The sequence below is a fragment of the Mesorhizobium sp. M0615 genome (genome assembly GCF_040320805.1).
In the GTDB taxonomy this organism is placed as follows: domain Bacteria; phylum Pseudomonadota; class Alphaproteobacteria; order Rhizobiales; family Rhizobiaceae; genus Mesorhizobium.
In genome coordinates this window covers 242,233-255,692 of record NZ_JAMYQI010000008.1, presented here as the reverse complement: position 1 = coordinate 255,692, position 13,460 = coordinate 242,233, and the positions used below count along the sequence as shown (strand labels likewise).

Annotated in this window: 13 protein-coding genes; 5 read left to right on the top strand and 8 right to left on the bottom strand. The window is 62.2% G+C overall.

The features are described from left to right. Positions 1 to 3 precede the first annotated feature (3 nt). Positions 4 to 582: a TetR/AcrR family transcriptional regulator gene (locus NKI46_RS16390; protein WP_352624931.1), complete on the top strand. Its 579-nt coding sequence runs from the start codon at positions 4 to 6 to the stop codon at positions 580 to 582. 38 nt (positions 583 to 620) lie between these two features. Here NKI46_RS16390 and NKI46_RS16385 read toward each other — a convergent pair whose 3' ends face one another. The 7 genes from NKI46_RS16385 to NKI46_RS16355 all read right to left on the bottom strand — a co-directional run bounded on the left by NKI46_RS16385 (position 621) and on the right by NKI46_RS16355 (position 7,315). Next, on the bottom strand, positions 621 to 1,706 hold the full coding sequence (locus NKI46_RS16385; protein WP_023740794.1) for an ABC transporter ATP-binding protein: 1,086 nt from the start codon (positions 1,704 to 1,706) through the stop codon (positions 621 to 623). Next, positions 1,706 to 2,809, bottom strand: a complete 1,104-nt coding sequence (locus NKI46_RS16380; RefSeq protein ID WP_023683000.1) for an ABC transporter ATP-binding protein — start codon at positions 2,807 to 2,809, stop codon at positions 1,706 to 1,708. Before NKI46_RS16380 ends, NKI46_RS16385 begins: the two co-directional genes overlap by 1 nt. Continuing rightward, positions 2,806 to 3,027, bottom strand: a complete 222-nt coding sequence (locus NKI46_RS16375; RefSeq protein WP_023669846.1) for a hypothetical protein — start codon at positions 3,025 to 3,027, stop codon at positions 2,806 to 2,808. Before NKI46_RS16375 ends, NKI46_RS16380 begins: the two co-directional genes overlap by 4 nt. Continuing rightward, positions 3,024 to 3,983, bottom strand: a complete 960-nt coding sequence (locus NKI46_RS16370; protein WP_023682998.1) for a carbohydrate ABC transporter permease — start codon at positions 3,981 to 3,983, stop codon at positions 3,024 to 3,026. Before NKI46_RS16370 ends, NKI46_RS16375 begins: the two co-directional genes overlap by 4 nt. Before the next feature lies 1 nt (position 3,984). Further along, the gene (locus NKI46_RS16365; RefSeq protein ID WP_352746977.1) at positions 3,985 to 4,890 is read right to left on the bottom strand and encodes a carbohydrate ABC transporter permease; all 906 of its coding nucleotides are present in this window, start codon (positions 4,888 to 4,890) and stop codon (positions 3,985 to 3,987) included. A 67-nt stretch (positions 4,891 to 4,957) separates the two neighbouring features. Beyond that, on the bottom strand, positions 4,958 to 6,274 hold the full coding sequence (locus NKI46_RS16360; protein WP_023669849.1) for an ABC transporter substrate-binding protein: 1,317 nt from the start codon (positions 6,272 to 6,274) through the stop codon (positions 4,958 to 4,960). A gap of 357 nt (positions 6,275 to 6,631) precedes the next feature. After that, positions 6,632 to 7,315 (bottom strand): TetR/AcrR family transcriptional regulator, encoded by a 684-nt coding sequence (locus NKI46_RS16355; RefSeq protein ID WP_023754224.1) that lies wholly within the window; start codon positions 7,313 to 7,315, stop codon positions 6,632 to 6,634. 111 nt (positions 7,316 to 7,426) lie between these two features. Here NKI46_RS16355 and NKI46_RS16350 point away from each other — a divergent pair, with 111 nt between their 5' ends. From NKI46_RS16350 to NKI46_RS16340, 3 genes are read left to right on the top strand one after another with little or no spacing between them, the layout of a single operon-like run. Continuing rightward, positions 7,427 to 8,620: a Tm-1-like ATP-binding domain-containing protein gene (locus NKI46_RS16350; RefSeq protein ID WP_352746973.1), complete on the top strand. Its 1,194-nt coding sequence runs from the start codon at positions 7,427 to 7,429 to the stop codon at positions 8,618 to 8,620. 13 nt (positions 8,621 to 8,633) lie between these two features. Beyond that, on the top strand, positions 8,634 to 9,488 hold the full coding sequence (locus tag NKI46_RS16345; protein ID WP_023712290.1) for a phosphoenolpyruvate hydrolase family protein: 855 nt from the start codon (positions 8,634 to 8,636) through the stop codon (positions 9,486 to 9,488). Positions 9,489 to 9,492: 4 nt separating this feature from the next. Beyond that, the gene (locus NKI46_RS16340) at positions 9,493 to 9,909 is read left to right on the top strand and encodes a cupin domain-containing protein (RefSeq protein WP_352746970.1); all 417 of its coding nucleotides are present in this window, start codon (positions 9,493 to 9,495) and stop codon (positions 9,907 to 9,909) included. Between the two features lie 170 nt (positions 9,910 to 10,079). Here NKI46_RS16340 and NKI46_RS16335 read toward each other — a convergent pair whose 3' ends face one another. After that, positions 10,080 to 11,270: a M24 family metallopeptidase gene (locus NKI46_RS16335; RefSeq protein ID WP_352746967.1), complete on the bottom strand. Its 1,191-nt coding sequence runs from the start codon at positions 11,268 to 11,270 to the stop codon at positions 10,080 to 10,082. A gap of 363 nt (positions 11,271 to 11,633) precedes the next feature. Between NKI46_RS16335 and NKI46_RS16330 the strand changes: the two genes are divergently transcribed. Beyond that, the gene (locus NKI46_RS16330) at positions 11,634 to 13,238 is read left to right on the top strand and encodes an ABC transporter substrate-binding protein (protein WP_031253183.1); all 1,605 of its coding nucleotides are present in this window, start codon (positions 11,634 to 11,636) and stop codon (positions 13,236 to 13,238) included. Positions 13,239 to 13,460 lie beyond the last annotated feature (222 nt).

The following is a 13,460-nucleotide window of genomic DNA, read 5'->3' as shown; positions in this document are numbered from 1 at the left end:
AAGATGACTCGACCAAAAACGCAATCCGACGAGCAGGTGCTGGAAGCCGCGCTGCGATTGATTCACGATCAAGGCCCCGAGGCGCTCACCTTTGAGCGGCTGGCAAAGGCCTGCGGCCTCTCCGGCGCGACACTGGTGCAGCGCTTTGGAAACAAGGCGCAGCTGAAGCAGCGCACCTTGCTCTGTGCCTGGGGCGGTCTCGACGACAAGACCAGGATGCTGACGGCCACGGTTGCCAAAACCCCGGCAGGCGCCATCGAGCTTCTGGTGGGACTATCGCAGGGCTATGGCGGCATCGAAGCCTATGCCGAAGGCCTGCTCGTGCTGCGCGAGGATCTGCGCGACCCCGTGCTCAGGGCGCGGGGCGCCGCCTGGAAAGCGTTCCTGAGCGAGGCCCTTGCGGCTTGCTTCGCCGGAACGCCCGACACCCCGCGCGACATCGGCCTGCTGATGGCATCGCATTGGCAGGGCTCACTGCTGTGGTGGAGTTTTGACCCGACGATCGAGGTGGCCACCTATGTCGAGGAAAGCCTCAAGTGCTTCGTTGCAGCCATCACCAAGACAGCGGCCCGAAAACCGTGATGGGCCGCTGCGCAAGCTGGGAGTGGATGTAGTCTAAATTAGCTGGCGTGCCGCAAGCTCACGCCGCTGCCCTTGTCGAACAGCACCACCTTGTCCTGATTCCAGGCAAAGCGCACCGGCTGCTCGATCTGGACATCGGTTCTGGCCGGCACCGTGGCGCGCAGCGTCGTGTCGCCGACCCGCAGAGTCAGGATCTTTTCCACGCCATGGTTCTCGACATCGTGGACGCGTGCCTCGACCGGCGCACCGCTTTCAAGATACACATCCTCAGGTCGAATACCGAAGACGAGCGGGCGACCGTCGGTCGCACCGCCCGCCTTGGCACCCCCAGAGAAAGGCAGTTCGAAATTCAGCGGCGCCATCACCGCGCGGCCGTTGACCAGCTTGCCATCGATCAGGTTCATCGGCGGCGAGCCGACGAAGCTCGCCACATAGGTATCGCGCGGATTGTTATAGATCTCGTACGGCGTGCCGGTCTGGATGATGCGGCCATGGTTGAGCACGCCCACCTTGTCGCCCATCGACATCGCCTCGATCTGGTCGTGGGTGACGAACAGGAAGGTGGCGCCAAGCTGGATCTGCAGGTTCTTCAGTTCCGTGCGCAGCGCCTCGCGCAGTTTGGCGTCGAGCGCCGACAGCGGTTCGTCCATCAGGAACACGCGCGGCTTGCGCACGATGGCGCGCCCGATAGAGACGCGCTGCATTTCGCCGCCTGAAAGGCGGTCAGTCTTGCGGTCGAGCAGATGCTCGATCCGCAGTGTCTTGGCCGCCCGCGCAACACGGTCCTTGATCTCGGCATCCGGCAGCCGACGTATCTTCGGCTTCAGCGGAAATTCGAGATTTTCGCGGACCGTATAGCGCGGATAGAGCGAATATTGCTGCAGCACGAGCGCCACGTCGCGCTCGGCCGCACCCCAGTCGGCGACGTCGACGCCGTCGATCAACACCTGACCCTCGGTCGGCTTTTCGAGACCCGCGATCATGCGCAGCGTCGTCGTCTTGCCGGCGCCGGTCTCGCCGAGCAGCACGAAGAACTCGCCATCGGCGATCTCGAGATCGAGCCCGGCCAGTGCGGTGTGGTTGCCGAAGCTCTTGGAAATATTCTTGAGCTGGATATGAGCCATCAGAGCCTCACCTCAAGCGACTTGCCGCTTGCCGTGTCGAAGAAATGTGCTTGCGTCGGATCGATCCTGGCGAAGACCTTTTCGCCCGGGCCGCCGACGAAGCCGCTCTTGGTGCGCGCGCGCAGCATCTTGGAGCCGACCTTGAGATCGACAATGTCGAACGAGCCGAGCGGCTCGACGATCTGTGTCTCGACCGGCAAGAAACCCTCCGCCGCTTCATGGCGCACCAGCACGCCTTCGGGCCGGATGCCGAGCGCCAGCTGGCCGCCGGCATGGCCGTTGAGCTTGGACAAAAGCGTGCGCGGAAATTCGAAGCCGGCGGCAGCGCCACCGACGGTGACCGAGGCCGCCGATGCGGTCTCGGCGATCGCCGCATCGGCGACGTTCATCACCGGGCTGCCGACGAACTGCGCCACGAACAGATTGGCCGGATGCGAATAGACCTCGTCGGGCGAACCGACCTGCTGCAGCACGCCCTCATGCATGATCACGATGCGGTCGGCGAGGCTCATCGCCTCGATCTGGTCGTGCGTGACATAGATGGTGGTCGAGCCCTGTTTGATGTGCAGCCGCTTGATCTCGGCCCGCATCTCTTCGCGCAGCTTGGCGTCGAGGGCGCCGATCGGCTCGTCCATCAGCATCGCCTTCGGCCGCCGCACCAGAGCCCGGCCGATGGCCACACGCTGCATGTCGCCGCCCGACAGCGCCGACGGCTTCTTGGCCAGCAGTTCCGTGATCTGCAGCGTCTTGGCGACCGAGCGCACCTCGCTATCGATCTCGGCCTTGCTCTTGCGCGTCGCGCGCAAGGGAAAAGCAATGTTCTCATAGACGCTCATATGCGGGTAGAGCGAGAACGACTGGAACACCATGGCGATGTCGCGGTCGGCGGCCTTGAGGTGTTGCACCGGCTTGCCGTCGATGAGGATGTCACCGCCGTCGATCGTCTCCAGCCCGGCAACCGCCCTCAATGTCGTCGTCTTGCCGCAACCCGACTGACCGAGCAGCACGATGAACTCGTTGTCGTCGATCTTGAGGTTGAGGTCCTTGATGACCTGGACCGCACCGAAGAATTTCTGGACGCCGCGAAGCTCAATCTGGGTCAATGCTCTGCTCCCGGATTGCGCACCTGGCCGGTACCGGCCTTCTCCGCCGGCGCGATCTTCGAGGTGATGTTGAAGCCGATCAGGCCGATCAGGATGATGGTCACGCCATAGCTGTGCAGCAGCAGGTTCCACGGCTGGCAAAGCGCGATGATGCCGAGGACCATCAGCACCTGAGACCCCGGTTCGAGATATTTCTGGTTGATGGCTCGAAAGCTCATTTGCGGATCGCTCCGAAGGACATGCCGCGCAGCAAATGGTTGCGGAGCAGGAAGGTGAAGATTGCGACCGGCAGCAGGAACAGGAAGGTTCCGGCGGCGATCACCGTCCAGTCGGGCAGGCCGGCGCCGACCTGGCTGGGGATGAAGGGCGGCGCCGTCTGGGCGCGGCGGTTGGTCATGATCAGCGCGAAAGCATACTCGTTCCACGCCGTGATGAAGCAGAAAACCGCGGTCGCGGCGATGCCGGTGGCGGCCTCCGGCAGCACGATCTTGAAGAAGGCTTCCATGCGGGTGTAGCCGTCGACCAGCGCTGCCTCTTCATACTCCTTCGGGATCTCGTCCATGAACCCCTTCATCAGCCACACCGAAAAGGACAGGTTGAAGGCGGTATAAAGGATGATCAGCCCGATATGGGAATCGTTGAGGCCGACGGCCCGGTACATCAGGAACATCGGGATCGCGACCACCACCGGCGGCAGCATGCGCGTCGACAGGATGAAGAAGAGCAGATCCGCCTCCCCCTTCACCTTGAAGCGCGAGAAGCCGTAGGCGGTGAAGGTACCCATGCCGACAGCCAGCACCGTCGAGGTGATGGCAATGATCAGCGAGTTCATGAAGCGGCTCGGATAGCCGGACCATTGCACCTGGCCCTTGCCGTCGCGCACGATCTTTTCACCGCCGTCGAACACGACACGTTCCCACCAGGGTGCCGCCGCATACTCTTCCGGCGACGGCGGGTTGCGCATCTGCGAGCGCTTGGTGAACAGCTTGACGAACGGTGATATCTCGGGCTGGAACACCACCGTCGGCGGGATGGTCGTGGCAAGATTGCGCGGCTTGAACGCCGTCGAGGCGATCCAGTAGATCGGCGCCAGGAAGATGATCGTCACCAAAAGGACGGCGACGATGGCGACGCGATTGAAGCCTATTTCGGAAGAAGTGCGGACGGCGGCCATCTCAGCGCTCCTTCACCTTGTTGAGGTACTTGACGTAGATGTTGGTGATGGCCAGCACCATGATCAGCACGATGTAGGCGAGCGCGCAGGAGCGCCCGGTCTGCCATTCCTGGAACGCCATCTTGTACAGCCGGATAGAGATCAGCTCGGCCGTCGGCTGGCTGGTCAGGATATAGGCGAGGTCGAAGGTCTTGAACGCTTCCATGGTGCGGAAGATGACCGCGATCATCAGGATCGGCGCGACCAGCGGCAGCGTGATGCGGAAGAAGGTGTAGAACGGTCCGGCGCGGTCGATCGCCGCTGCTTCGTAGAGATGCTTCGGCACCGCCGAAAGGCCGGCCAGCGACAAAAGCATGACGAAGGGCGACCACATCCAGATGTCGGTCAGCGCAACCGCATAGAGCGCCATCTTGGGATCCGCCAGCCACTCGAAATTACCGAGGCCAAGCGCATAGTTGATGACCCCCCATGACGGATCATAGAGCAGTTTCCAGAACAGACCGACGACGGCCATCGACAGCATCATCGGCAGCAGCAGCAGCGTTGTGATGAGACCCTTGAGGGGAATATCCCGGTTGAGCAGCATGGCCACGCCGAAGCCGACGAGCAGCTGACCCGCGACCGAGATGATGACGTACTTCGCGGTGATGGCGAAGTTGGACCAGACATAGGGATCGTTGAGCAGGTCGCGATAATTCTGCAGCCCGACGAAATTTGCCGTCGCGTTGGTCGACGCGCGGAAATCGGTGAAGGAATAGCCCAGCGAATAGATCAGCGGGAAAATGTTGAAGACGATCAGGAACAGGATCGTCGGGATTATGAAGAGGTTGCGGATCGACATGTCGCTCAAGCCGCGTGCAGCGGCCCGCGAGGAAGTGTCCAGCGTGGTGATCATCGTGGTCGCCAAGACCCTGCTCCCGTTTCGGAAAAAAGAACGGAGGAGGCGCGGATGCCTCCTCCGCGAGAAAAGCTGCTTATTGGCCGCGGCCGTATTTCTTGAACGTCGCGTTCCAGTCGCCTGCGAGCGCGTCCAGCGTTTCCTTGGCGGTGCCTTCGCCGCCGATCATGTAGGGATAGACGCGCTGGTTGAGCTGCTGCAGCAGCTCGGCATATTCCGGCACCGCCCAGAAGTCCTTCACCTTGAACATGGTCTCGTAGAAGGCCTTGTTGTACGGCGTGGCGTTCTGGAACTCCTCCGACTTGAGCACGGCGGCACTGCAGGTGTAGCCGCCGAGCGCCGCCCACTTCTTCTGGGTCTCGTCCTTGATGAACCATTCAAGGAACTTCGTCGCCTCTTCCTGCTTCTTGGAGTAGGAAACGATGGAGATGCCCTGACCGCCGAGTGCGGCGAACTGATCGCCGTTCGGGCCTGGAGGATTGGCGAAGAAGCCGGTGTTCTTGGCGTTCGGGTTCGACGCCTCGTTGATCAGCGAGGGGAAGAACGCGAAGTAGTTCATGCTCATCGCGGCCAGGTTTTCGGTGATCGCCTGATTGTCCTCCACGAAGAACGACTTGGCCCAGCCCGGAGGCGTGAACGTGTAGAGTTCCTTGTAGGCGTCGAGTGCGGCGATTGCCTTGTCGGAGTTGATGAAGCCGTCGACCTTGTAGGTCTTGTAGTCACCCAGTTCGCCGCCGAAGGAGAACAGCGCGTTTTCGAAGCCCATCGCCATCGCGTCATAGGAATTGTCGGTGTAGATGGCGATGCCGTATCGCTTCTGATCCGGCCGGTAGAAGAACTCCGCGATGTCGCGCAGCGCCTTGAAATCCTTCGGCACGTCGAGATCGTAGCCGTACTTGGCCTTGAAGGCTTCCTTTTCCTTCGGGTCCTCGAACCAGTCCTTGCGATAGGACCAGCCGACAGCGTCGCCTTCGAGCGGGATCGCCCAGTACTTGCTGCTGCCGCCCGGATACTCGGCGTAATATTTCACCGTTGCCGGCGCCATCACTTCGCCAAGCTTGTGCTTGTTGAAGAAGTCGGTCAGGTCGACATAGTGGCCGCCGGTCGAGCCGGCGCCGAGCCATTGCGAGTCGCCGACGACCATATCATAGGCGTCGCCATGGGCGTTGAACTCGGTGAAAGCCTTGGTCTGGAAGTCGGACCAGGGCGTGGTTTCCACCGTGATCTTGACGCCGGTTTCCTTCTCGTACTCGTTGCCGAGTTCCTGCAGATAATTGGCCGGATCCCATTCCGCCCAAAAGATGGTGAGCTCCTTGTCCTGCGCGTAGACGGACGTTCCGCAGGCAAGTACTAAGCCGATACCAGCAAGCAGGCTGGTCATTGTCTTGCGCATAATGATTTCCTCCCTTGTGCGCATTCTACCTTGTCATGCTAGCCGGCGGTGAAGCCGGCCTGGTAGTTCCTCCCGAGATCGCACCTTCCGGTTCCAAGCCTCCTCGCTTTGCCGGAAACTGGATCGCAGCTCTCACTTTCGATCCGCTTTTCTGTCCTGATCTGGTATTACCAATTTTAGATAGCCGTCAAGCTCTTTCTTGGACCACCACCGGAGCTTGTATAACCGGATTCTTCATGTATCCGACTGTTTTTCCTGAATTTTCCTACTCGTTGATATAGGAGAGCCTTGTTTCGGCACTGCCATCCCGGTTAACATCAATAGTGGGCATCCAAATCTGGTCGAACCAGATTGGCGCTATTTCGCCAATGCCGCTGTCGGGGCCGCATCGATTTCAGCCGTTGATTCCGCCACCGCGGCGCGCACAAGGGCGCCCGCCGCCCATTGCGCGACCGACCGCATGCCGCGGCTATCGAGCCCCCATATATCCTTCAGCACGATCAGCACTTCGACGCCGAACATCATCGACAGCGCCTGCGCCAGGCGCTTGAACTCGCGCGGCGGCAGCCGGCCCTTGAGCGGTGCGATGGCATCCTTCAGCAGCTGGACGCGATGTCCGCGCGTGAATTGCGGCTCGCCGCCCAGCGTGCCCGCCTGCCGCTGCGCCCATTGGTCGAGCGACAGTTTCAGCGCTGCCTTGAAAGTTGCCTCGAAAGCTTCGATGCGCGGCATGGCGGTGTCGAACAATTCGGCAACGCGCCGCCCGGCATCGGTGGACGTCGATTGCCAGGTCAGGATCGGCCCAAGCCCCTCGTCAACCACCGCCTGCACCAGGGCTGCCTGGCTGGGGAAATAGCGATAGGCGGTGGCGCGCGACACTTGCGCCGCCTCCGCGACTTCGCTGACAGACGGGGTGACGCCCGCCTGCATCAGCCGCGTCGCCGTCTCCAGCATCAGCCGTTTTGTGCGGGCCCGCGGGCCGCGTTCGGCAGCCTCGTTGGCGTCGTCGTTCCCAGCGGCTTGTTGACGTGAGACTTCCATGTCAATACGATACGCGCGTCTCAAAAAATTGCAATGACCTTTGCCCACCGAAAGGCCGGCAAAGGGCGACAGGCGGCCCGGCGCCGGTCGGCCGGTGACGGGAGAAACGCGATGAAGCGCATCTACGTGGTGGGCACAGCCGACACCAAGGGCGAGGAACTTGCCTTCCTGGCGGATGCTATTGCCGCCACCGGCAGTTCGGTTGCCCGCGTCGACATCGGAACGCGCGGCGCCACCGTGCCGGTCGATATCCCGGCCAGCGAGGTCGCGGCGCATCATCCGGATGGAGCCAGTGGCGTGCTCGGCATCGATGATCGCGGCACGGCAGTGGCCGGCATGGGCGCCGCCTTCACCAGTTTCATTCAGTCGCGCGACGACATATCAGGCGTGATCGGCATTGGCGGCGGCGGCGGCACGTCGATCATCACTGCCGGCATGCGCGCGCTGCCGCTTGGGCTGCCCAAGATCATGGTCTCGACGCTCGCCTCCGGCGACACCGCGCCCTATGTCGACGTCTCCGACATCATCATGATGCCATCGGTCACCGATATGGCGGGACTGAACCGGCTCTCCCGCACGGTGCTGCACAACGCGGCGCAAGCGATCGCCGGCATGGCCGCAAAGCCGGCGCCGACTGCCACCGGCAAGCCGGCACTCGGGCTCACCATGTTCGGCGTAACCACGCCTTGCGTGACCGCCATCGCGGATCAGTTGCGCGCCAACTATGACTGCATGGTTTTCCACGCCACCGGCACCGGCGGCCGCTCGATGGAGAAGCTCGCGGACTCGGGCCTGCTCGCAGGCGTCATAGACATCACCACGACGGAAGTCTGCGACCTGCTGCTCGGCGGCGTGCTGCCTGCGACGGAGGACCGCTTCGGCGCCATCGCCCGCACCAAGCTGCCCTATGTAGGCTCGGTCGGCGCGCTGGACATGGTCAATTTCTGGGCGCCGCCGACCATTCCCGAGAAGTTTAGGGGCCGGCTGTTCTACGAGCACAATCCCAACGTCACACTGATGCGCACCACGGTGGATGAATGCCGCGGTATAGGCGAGTGGATCGGCACCAGGCTCGCTCGCTGCGAGGGCCCTGTGCATTTCCTGATCCCCGAAAAAGGCGTCTCGGCACTCGACATCGAGGGCGGCGCCTTCTTCGACCCCGAAGCCGACGCCGTGCTGTTCGATGCCGTCGAGCGCACCATCAAGCCGAACGCCGCGCGCCGGGTCTCACGCCTGCCGTTGCACATCAACGATCCGGAATTTGCCAAAGCCGCAACCGCGGCCTTCCTCGACATCGCCAGATAGTGAGAGCCAACAAATGCCCGCAATACCGCGCAAGGACATATTGAAGAAGTTCAAGGCGATGATCGCCGACGGCGTGCCCATCGTTGGGGGCGGCGCCGGCACTGGCCTGTCGGCCAAGGCCGAGGAAGCCGGCGGCATCGACCTCATCATCATCTACAATTCCGGCCGCTATCGCATGGCCGGGCGCGGCTCGGCTGCGGGCCTGCTCGCCTATGGCAACGCCAACGAGATCGTCAAGGAAATGGCCTATGAGGTGCTGCCGGTGGTCAAAAAGACGCCGGTGCTGGCCGGTGTCAACGGCACCGATCCCTTCGTCATCATGCCGCTGCTGCTTGCCGAGCTGAAGACGATGGGCTTTTCCGGCGTGCAGAATTTCCCGACCATCGGCCTGTTCGATGGCAGCATGCGCCAGAGTTTTGAGGAAACCGGCATGGGCTTCGGGCTGGAGGTCGACATGATCGCCGAGGCGCACAAGCTCGATCTTCTGACCACGCCCTATGTCTTCAACCCCGACGAGGCGCGCGCCATGACAAAAGCCGGCGCCGACATCGTCGTTGCCCATATGGGGGTGACGACCGGCGGCTCGATCGGAGCCACGTCGGCCAAGTCGCTCGACGACTGCGTGGTCGAGATCGACGCCATCGCCAACGCGGCGCGCTCGGTGCGCAAGGATGTCATCCTGCTTTGCCATGGCGGGCCGATCTCGATGCCGGACGACGCGAGATACATTCTCGACCGCTGCAAGGGCCTGCATGGCTTTTATGGCGCGAGTTCGATGGAACGGCTGCCGGCTGAAGCCGCGATCGCCAGGCAGACGGCGGATTTCAAGGCCGTCACGCTGCACGACCAGAAGAAAAAGAAGGGATGAATTCATGACCGACAAAAGCAAGGTATTCGTATACCCGAACGACGTGAGCGCCTTCGGCTTTGACTGGGGCAAGCTGTCGCTGACGGTCGCGCCTGAAGTGAATGGCGCTGAGCGCTTTTCCGGCGGCGTCGTCGACCTGCCCTCAGGCAAGGGCCACACCCGCCACAACCACCCCGGCGCGGAAGAAATCATCTTCGTCATCTCAGGCAATGGCGAACAAATGGTCGAGGACGAGAACGGCAATCCGGTCGTCGCCAAGGTCGGCCCCGGCTGCACCATCTATGTGCCGGAAAGCCGTTTCCATTCGACACTGAACACGGGCGATGGGCCGATGCAGCTCTTCGTCGTCTATTCGCCGGCCGGACCCGAACTGGTGCTGCGGGAGTTGCCGGATTTCAGGCTGATCCCGGCGGGGAAGTAATCGCGAAAGGCCCCCTTCATCCGGCCGCTTCGCGGCCACCTTCTCCCCGAGGGGAGAAGAGGCAGAAGCCAGCGCCGGCGCAAACTCCTCTCCCCTCGGGGAGAGGTCGGATAGCCCCGAATTGCCCTTCGCAATTCGGATGGCAATCCGGGTGAGGGGGTAGCGCCGAGCTAGGCTATCCCACCTCTATTCCAGCCCCGCGCCCGATCCCCAAACATCACATATCCCGTATCCGTCACCGCCAACGTGTCCTCCAACTTGATGAACCCCCGCGTCGGGTGAAGCATGGTCGTCTCCACCGACAGCACCATGTTTGTCTCCAGCGGCTTGGCGGCATAGGTGCCTTCATAGGTCACCGGATGGTTGGTCATCAGGAACGGAGCCTCATGCGTGATCAGCCCCATGCCGTGGGCGAAGAAATCCGTGTAGGGCGCGACCTTGGAGGCCTTCAGCACGCCCTCGGCATGCGAAATCATATCGCCGCCGACGGTGCCTGCGCTCACCTTCGAGAACGCCGCCTGCTGCACTGTCTCGACCTCGGCCAACAGATCTTCCAGTTCGGCATCCGGTTCGCCCAGAATGCCCATGCGGCAGAGGTCGCCAATATAGCCGTGATAATTGCCGCCGGAATCGATCGACAGCACGTCGCCCTTTTTCCAAGCCTGCGGTGACGCCGCGCGGTTGTGGCTGGCGCCCAACGTCAGCAGGCAATATTCGAAATGCGCGCCGCGATTGGTTTCTTCGCGCCGCAGATGCTCGATGATCTCCGCCTTGGTCGTGCCTTCATGCGCCCACTGGATGGTCGCCAGCATGGAATCCGTGATTAGCTCGGAGGCAATACGCAGCTTTTCCAGCTCGGCGTCCGTCTTGATGGCGCGCATGCTCTCCAGCATGCCGGTCGCGTCGATCAGCCTGGCATCCGGTAACGCCCTGCGGATCAGCGCATAGGCGTCCGACGGCAGGAAGGCCGGCTCGATGCCGATGCGGGCGCCTGCCTTGCCGATCTTGCTGATGTGCTCAACCGCAAGATTGGCAGCATCGAGCGTGCCCCAGCAGGCGGCATGCAGCGTCGGCGTCCAGAATGGGTTGTTCTGGTGCTCGGCGCCTTCCATGCGGTTGCCGATATAGGCGGCATGATCGGGCCCACCCTTTTCATAGACGACGACAGGCAGGTAACGGCTATGGCCGATCGCATCCATGGCGGCAAAGAAGATGAACTTGTAGCCGCCGAGCAGATACTGCGTGTTGTGCTTGGACGTCGCGAGCAGAACATCGATGCCGGCCTCTTCCATCAGCCGGTCGACCCTCGCCTGGTCGAACGGCATATTGCTGACGGCGCTCTTGCCCGGGGCAATGTTCATCTTTCTCTTCCTTATATCAGTGGGATCGCCGGCCGTACTGCGTCCAATCCCTTGGCTTCGATCAAATCTGCACCATTTCGTCAACTCTGGTCCAGCCAGAAACAGGTTTAGATTGCTTCGGCAGGCTGTCACCACTCGTCATTGCTGCACACTAAGGCAATCTGGTCCTACCAGAATACCAGAATGAAAGGGCCACCTCTAAACTGGTCCAGCGGACGAAAATTTCAAAGCCAAGCAAAGATGCGCCAATTCCGTCTCTGGCGAAACCCTTGGCAAGGGCCATAATCGCCGCGAGGATGCTGGCGGGTGCCGCCAGCTTCGAGGGGTGCGCCCATCTGGTCGCGGAGAGGACGGAGGTTGATCATGTCGGATATTTCCAGACGCACGCTGCTTGGCGGCTCAGTTTTACTGCTGGCCTCCACCGCCATGCCCACATTCAGCTGGGCGCAGACGCCGAAGAAGGGCGGCCGCCTCGTGCTTGCCGCCGATTCCGAGCCGCGCAACCTCAATCCGGCCATCGTCGCCTCCAACGGCGTCTTCTTCATCTCCAGCAAGATCGTCGAAACGCTGGCCGAAGCCTCGTTCGAAGGCAAGGACGGGCTCCAGCCGCGGCTGGCACTCAGCTGGGAGGGCGCGGCCGACGGCCTGTCGGTGACGTTCAAACTACGCGAGGGCGTCAAATGGCATGACGGCGAGCCGTTCACCTCGGCCGACGTCGCCTTCTCAGCGCTGCAGATCTGGAAACCGCTGCAAAATCTCGGCCGCACCGTGTTCAAGGATCTGGCCAGCGTCGACACCCCTGACGATCTGACCGCCGTCTTCAAATTCGCCAAGCCAACGCCGTTCCAGCTGATCCGCAACGCGCTGCCGGCGCTGTCAAGCGTGGTTCCGAAGCACATCTACGAGGTCGGCAAGATCGAGGAAAACCCGGCCAACAATGCACCCATCGGCACCGGGCCGTTCAAGTTCGGCGAATACAAGGCCGGCCGGTATTACAAGCTGACCAGGAATGCGGATTACTGGGCCAAGGACGAGCCGTATCTCGACGAGATCATCTACCAGGTGCTACCCGACCGCACGTCGGCTGCAGCGGCGCTCGAGGCGGAAGAGATCCAGCTCGCCGCCTTCTCCGCCGTGCCGCTGGCCGACCTCGACCGCATCTCCAAGGTGCCGGGCCTGAAGGTGATCTCCAAGGGCTATGAGGGGCTGACCTATCAGCTCGTCGTCGAGATCAACCATCGCCGCAAGGAACTGGCCGACGTGAAGGTCCGCCAGGCGATCGCGCATGCCATCGACAAGGACTTCGTCGTCAAGACGGTGTTCCTCGGCTATGCCGCCACCGCCACCGGCCCGGTGCCGAAGAACGATCCGCAATTCTACACTGCCGACGTGCCGATCTATCCATTCGACGTCGCCAAGGCCAACGCCTTGCTCGACGACGCGGGGTACAAGCGCGCCGATGACGGCAAGCGTTTTGCGCTGAAACTCCTGCCGGCACCCTATTTCAACGAGACGAAGCAGTTCGGCGACTATCTGCGCCAGGCGCTGGCGGCAATCGGCATCGACGCCGTGATCGTCAACAACGACTCGGCCGCGCACATCAAGGCCGTCTACACCGACCACACCTTCGACCTCGCCGTCGGCCCGCCGGTGTTCCGCGGCGACCCGGCGATCTCGACCACCATCCTGGTGCAGAGCGGCATTCCCGACGGCGTGCCGTTCTCCAACCAGGGCGGCTACAAGAACGCCGCGCTCGACGCGCTGATCGCCAAGGCTTCGGAGACGCTGGATACGTCAGCGCGCACCGACCTCTACAAGGAATTCCAGAAACAGGTCGCGGCGGACCTGCCGCTGATCAACGTCGCCGAATGGAGCTTCATCAGCGTCGCGCGCGATACCGTGGGCAACATCGCCAACAACCCGCGATGGGCGGCGTCGAACTGGGCGGACACCTATCTGGAATCGTGACACATTTGCGCGGATGAAAGTTCGCAAAGAAATTGGTGTGAAGGCATGGCGTAGGGCCGCGTTTCATCACACCCCCCTCTGTCCTGCCGGACATCTCCCCCGCAAGGGGGGAGATCAGCAGCTTCGCTGTCGCGTACATTCGGCATCGAAGATTGGCGAAGGCAGAGGCGACATCCAATCTCCCCCCTTGCGGGGGAGATGTCCGGCAGGACAGAGGGGGGT

Coding starts and splice junctions, on each gene's coding strand:
- NKI46_RS16375 (WP_023669846.1), bottom strand. CDS start 3,027: ATGAGCTTTCGAGCCATCAACCAGAAATATCTCGAACCGGGGTCTCAG.
- NKI46_RS16360 (WP_023669849.1), bottom strand. CDS start 6,274: ATGCGCAAGACAATGACCAGCCTGCTTGCTGGTATCGGCTTAGTACTT.
- NKI46_RS16340 (WP_352746970.1), top strand. CDS start 9,493: ATGACCGACAAAAGCAAGGTATTCGTATACCCGAACGACGTGAGCGCC.
- NKI46_RS16390 (WP_352624931.1), top strand. CDS start 4: ATGACTCGACCAAAAACGCAATCCGACGAGCAGGTGCTGGAAGCCGCG.
- NKI46_RS16350 (WP_352746973.1), top strand. CDS start 7,427: ATGAAGCGCATCTACGTGGTGGGCACAGCCGACACCAAGGGCGAGGAA.
- NKI46_RS16355 (WP_023754224.1), bottom strand. CDS start 7,315: ATGGAAGTCTCACGTCAACAAGCCGCTGGGAACGACGACGCCAACGAG.
- NKI46_RS16335 (WP_352746967.1), bottom strand. CDS start 11,270: ATGAACATTGCCCCGGGCAAGAGCGCCGTCAGCAATATGCCGTTCGAC.
- NKI46_RS16370 (WP_023682998.1), bottom strand. CDS start 3,983: ATGGCCGCCGTCCGCACTTCTTCCGAAATAGGCTTCAATCGCGTCGCC.
- NKI46_RS16345 (WP_023712290.1), top strand. CDS start 8,634: ATGCCCGCAATACCGCGCAAGGACATATTGAAGAAGTTCAAGGCGATG.
- NKI46_RS16385 (WP_023740794.1), bottom strand. CDS start 1,706: ATGGCTCATATCCAGCTCAAGAATATTTCCAAGAGCTTCGGCAACCAC.
- NKI46_RS16330 (WP_031253183.1), top strand. CDS start 11,634: ATGTCGGATATTTCCAGACGCACGCTGCTTGGCGGCTCAGTTTTACTG.